Source organism: Terriglobales bacterium (assembly GCA_035543055.1).
Taxonomy (GTDB): Bacteria; Acidobacteriota; Terriglobia; order Terriglobales; family Acidobacteriaceae; genus JAIQFD01.
Genome location: DATKKJ010000236.1, coordinates 1 through 3,275, shown reverse-complemented (window position 1 = coordinate 3,275; position 3,275 = coordinate 1). Strand labels below are relative to the sequence as shown.

Genomic DNA, 3,275 nt, shown 5'->3' with positions numbered 1-3,275 from the left:
TATCCGGATAGAATTTCCGATGCAGCTGCAACATGCGCCAGTAGTTCCAGATCGGCACAAGTCCCGCACTCTGTTCCCGAGGCAGTCGTGCATTTACCTGAGAACGCAAGCGGAGGCCCAGACCACATGAAACGGCCACATAAAGGGCCAGAATCGACATGTAAACTGCTCGTTGCACTCGCGTTCCCTCCCATGACTTTATCTGGCGGTCGTTTTTTGCCTCCCCGGCTGCCTCGGGAAAACAATTACGGTCCTACTCCCGGCGCATCGTATCCAGGACCAGATGTACGACGACAAACTGGACGGCAAGATCGATGAACAGTTCTGGTCGCGCAGGATGGCGGAGTTCCGCGAGCAGGAAATTCAGCTGCTAGCAGCGTCGGAAAGGCTCAGTGCAGCCGCAACTCCCGAACGAGTCCTGTCCGCTCAGCGCATTTTAGAACTCGCGAACAAGGCGCATTTTCTTTACGTTACAAGGAAACACGAAGAACGGGGCGAATTGCTCCGAAAAGTGCTTTTGAACTGCTCGACCGATGGCGTAAACCTCACACCCACTTACAGAAAGCCCTTTGACCTGATCTTCCAGAGGGCGAGAAATCAAGAATGGTCGGGGAGAGAGGATTCGAACCTCCGACCCCCTGGTCCCGAACCAGGTGCTCTACCAGGCTGAGCCACTCCCCGACGACCAAGACAACACGGCAGGAGACGAAACAGAAGTCGCGACTTCTGCGGGAATCCGTCCTCACCGATTATAACAAACGCCCGCCAGCCGCCCGCCGTTCGAAGGCGAAATCGCGGCACCGTCCGGGAGCCCGCTTTATGCGCCGCCCGAGAAGGTGGCCGCGCCACGCAGGCCCAATCGCGGGATGTTAGAATGGTCGCTCTTCGCACCCCATGTTCCCACGGAAAGCGAGACCTTGGCCCAGGAAGTGATGAGTCCCGGCGGCGCCACCTATGCCGATGCAGGCGTGGACATCGACCGCGCCAACCGCACCAAGCAGCGCATCAAGTATCTGGCCCACAAGACCTTCACCAAGAGCGTGCTCAGCGACATCGGCGGATTCGGCGGCATGTTCTCCCTCGACACCGGCAAGTACAAGGACCCGGTGCTGGTCTCCAGCGTGGACGGCGTGGGCACCAAGCTGAAGATCGCCTTCGAGATGAACCTGCACCACACCGTGGGCGCCGACCTGGTGAACCACTGCGTGAACGACATCGCCGTGCAGGGCGCCGCGCCTTTGTTCTTCATGGACTACTTCGCCACCGGCAGGCTCGACGGCGAGGTGGCGGAGAAGGTCATCGAGGGCATCGCCGAGGCCTGCAAGCAGAACGGCTGCGCCCTCATCGGGGGCGAGACCGCGGAGATGCCCGGCTTCTATCCCCCCGGCGAGTACGACCTGGCGGGATTCATCGTGGGCGTCGTGGAGCGCGAGCGCATCATCACCGGCAAGAAGGTCGAGGCCGGCGACGTGCTCATCGGCCTGCCCTCGCTCGGCCTGCATACCAACGGCTACTCCCTGGCCCGCAAGCTGTTCTTCGGCTTCGCCCGCTACTCGCCCGACACCTATGTCAACGAGCTGAAGAACAAGGCGGGCGCTGAGCTGATGAAGGGCCACAAGAGCTACTGGCCGGTGCTGAAGAAGCTGATCGATGCCGAAGCAGTCTCGGCCATGGCCCACATCACCGGCGGCGGCATCACCGAGAACCTGCCGCGGGTGCTGCCCCGGGGCCTGGGGGCCGTGGTCAGCATGGGATCGTGGCCTGTGCTGCCGGTCTTCGAGCACCTGCGCAAGCTGGGCAACATCGAGCACGAAGAGATGATGCGCACCTTCAACATGGGCATCGGCATGATCCTGGTAGTGCCGCCGAAGAAGTTCAAGAAGGTGCAGTCAGTGCTGGAGCGCACGGGCGAGAAGGGCTACACCATCGGCAAGATCGTCAAGGGCGAGCGCAAAGTCAGCTACGCCTAAGAAACAGCAAAAGCAACGAAGATCGAGGAAGTAAGATTGCAGAAGTATGGCCGACAAGATCGATCTGCGTGACCGGACCCGCGACTTTGCGCTGCGGATCATGCGTTTATGCAAGGCGCTGCCGAAAACTGCGGAAGGCGGAGTCATCAAACGGCAATTGCTGCGGTCGGGCACATCGATTGGAGCCAACTACAGCGCGGCCCGGCGTGGCAGAAGTCACGCCGGTTTCGTTGCCAAGATGGGGATCGCTCTGGAGGAAGCGGATGAGACCGTCTGCTGGCTTGAGTTGATCGTTCACGCGCAATTGCTCCCCGCTAAGCAGTTAGAACTTCTGTTGGATGAAGCGAACCAAGTAGTTGCTATTCTTGTAGCATCGTTGCGTACCGCTCGATCCGCTACTTCTGCAATCTGACTTCTGCGATCGGACTTGCTTTTGTTTTGTTCATGCTGAAAGCAAAGATTCTTCGTCCCGGCGCGAAGGCGCCCACCATCGCTCATCCCGGCGAGGACCTGGCGTACGATCTCTACGCGGCCGAGTCGGTCACCATCCCGCCGCGCGGGCATGCCGCGGTGCTGAGCGGCATCGCCATCGAGCTGACGTCGGAGACCGGCGAGCCCATGGGCGCGCTGCTGCGCGACCGCTCTTCCATGGCGGCGCGGCGGCTGGCGCTGACCGCGGGTGTCATCGACGCCGGCTATCGCGGCGAGATCAAGGTGCTGATGGAGAACCTGGGCGACACGCCCGCCGAGATCCACGCCGGCGACAAGATCGCCAACCTCATCCCCTATCCCGTGCTCACGACCGAAGTGCAGGTGGTCGAGGAGCTCGCGGAGTCGGCGAGGAATGCCAGAGGATTTGGGTCGAGTGGGAGGACGTAGGCGATTGAGGATTTCAGATTGCAGATTTCAGATCTCAGATTGTGCAACGCCTTTGGCGGTGCGGAGTGATGCGACGAAGATTGACACCAGCTCGTTCGCTTCTTTCCTGAGTGGCTCCACCTTTGTGGAAGGGATCAGGTCGGAGTCAATCAGCAAGTCCAACCAATAAAGTGTCTCGTCCGCTTCCTCGAGCACGATATTAAGCTTCGATAGGAATTCGGGGCGGGATCGTGCCCGGCATGCAGAGTTGTAGTTGGCGCCAACGGAGGAGCCGGACCGGATCAGCTGACGACCAATGACACGGGCCTCATAAGTCCGAGGGATCGATCGACAGAGACGAATGATTCCGACCGCAAACCTTCTAGTCCGCTGCTTCAGTTCATCGGGCGTCATGGCGCAATCTTAAATCTGCAATCTGAAATCTGA

The 3,275-nt window shown here is 60.0% G+C and carries 4 protein-coding genes and 1 tRNA gene; 3 read left to right on the top strand and 2 right to left on the bottom strand.

Annotation, left to right across the window (positions count from 1 at the left end; translation table 11 throughout):
• Nucleotides 1-604: 604 nt before the first annotated feature.
• Nucleotides 605-681: transfer RNA gene (locus VMS96_15130), tRNA-Pro, on the bottom strand.
• Nucleotides 682-866: 185 nt separating this feature from the next.
• Between VMS96_15130 and purM the strand changes: the two genes are divergently transcribed.
• The 3 genes from purM to dut are packed head-to-tail and all read left to right on the top strand — an operon-like array spanning nucleotide 867 to nucleotide 2,849.
• Nucleotides 867-1,970, top strand: coding sequence for a phosphoribosylformylglycinamidine cyclo-ligase (gene purM, locus VMS96_15125; protein HVP44760.1), 1,104 nt, complete (start codon nucleotides 867-869; stop codon nucleotides 1,968-1,970).
• Between the two features lie 46 nt (nucleotides 1,971-2,016).
• Nucleotides 2,017-2,382 carry a four helix bundle protein gene (locus tag VMS96_15120; protein HVP44759.1) on the top strand — a complete coding sequence of 122 codons (366 nt, stop codon included), beginning with the start codon at nucleotides 2,017-2,019 and terminating at the stop codon, nucleotides 2,380-2,382.
• Between the two features lie 32 nt (nucleotides 2,383-2,414).
• Nucleotides 2,415-2,849 (top strand): dUTP diphosphatase, encoded by a 435-nt coding sequence (dut, locus tag VMS96_15115; protein HVP44758.1) that lies wholly within the window; start codon nucleotides 2,415-2,417, stop codon nucleotides 2,847-2,849.
• 27 nt (nucleotides 2,850-2,876) lie between these two features.
• Here dut and VMS96_15110 read toward each other — a convergent pair whose 3' ends face one another.
• Entirely contained in the window at nucleotides 2,877-3,242 is a 366-nt protein-coding gene (locus VMS96_15110) for a four helix bundle protein (protein ID HVP44757.1), read from the bottom strand.
• Nucleotides 3,243-3,275 lie beyond the last annotated feature (33 nt).

Excerpts from the sequence above, each read along its gene's own strand:
- purM (HVP44760.1), top strand. The coding sequence starts at position 867 with ATGTTAGAATGGTCGCTCTTCGCACCCCATGTTCCCACGGAAAGCGAG.
- VMS96_15120 (HVP44759.1), top strand. The coding sequence starts at position 2,017 with ATGGCCGACAAGATCGATCTGCGTGACCGGACCCGCGACTTTGCGCTG.
- dut (HVP44758.1), top strand. The coding sequence starts at position 2,415 with ATGCTGAAAGCAAAGATTCTTCGTCCCGGCGCGAAGGCGCCCACCATC.
- VMS96_15110 (HVP44757.1), bottom strand. The coding sequence starts at position 3,242 with ATGACGCCCGATGAACTGAAGCAGCGGACTAGAAGGTTTGCGGTCGGA.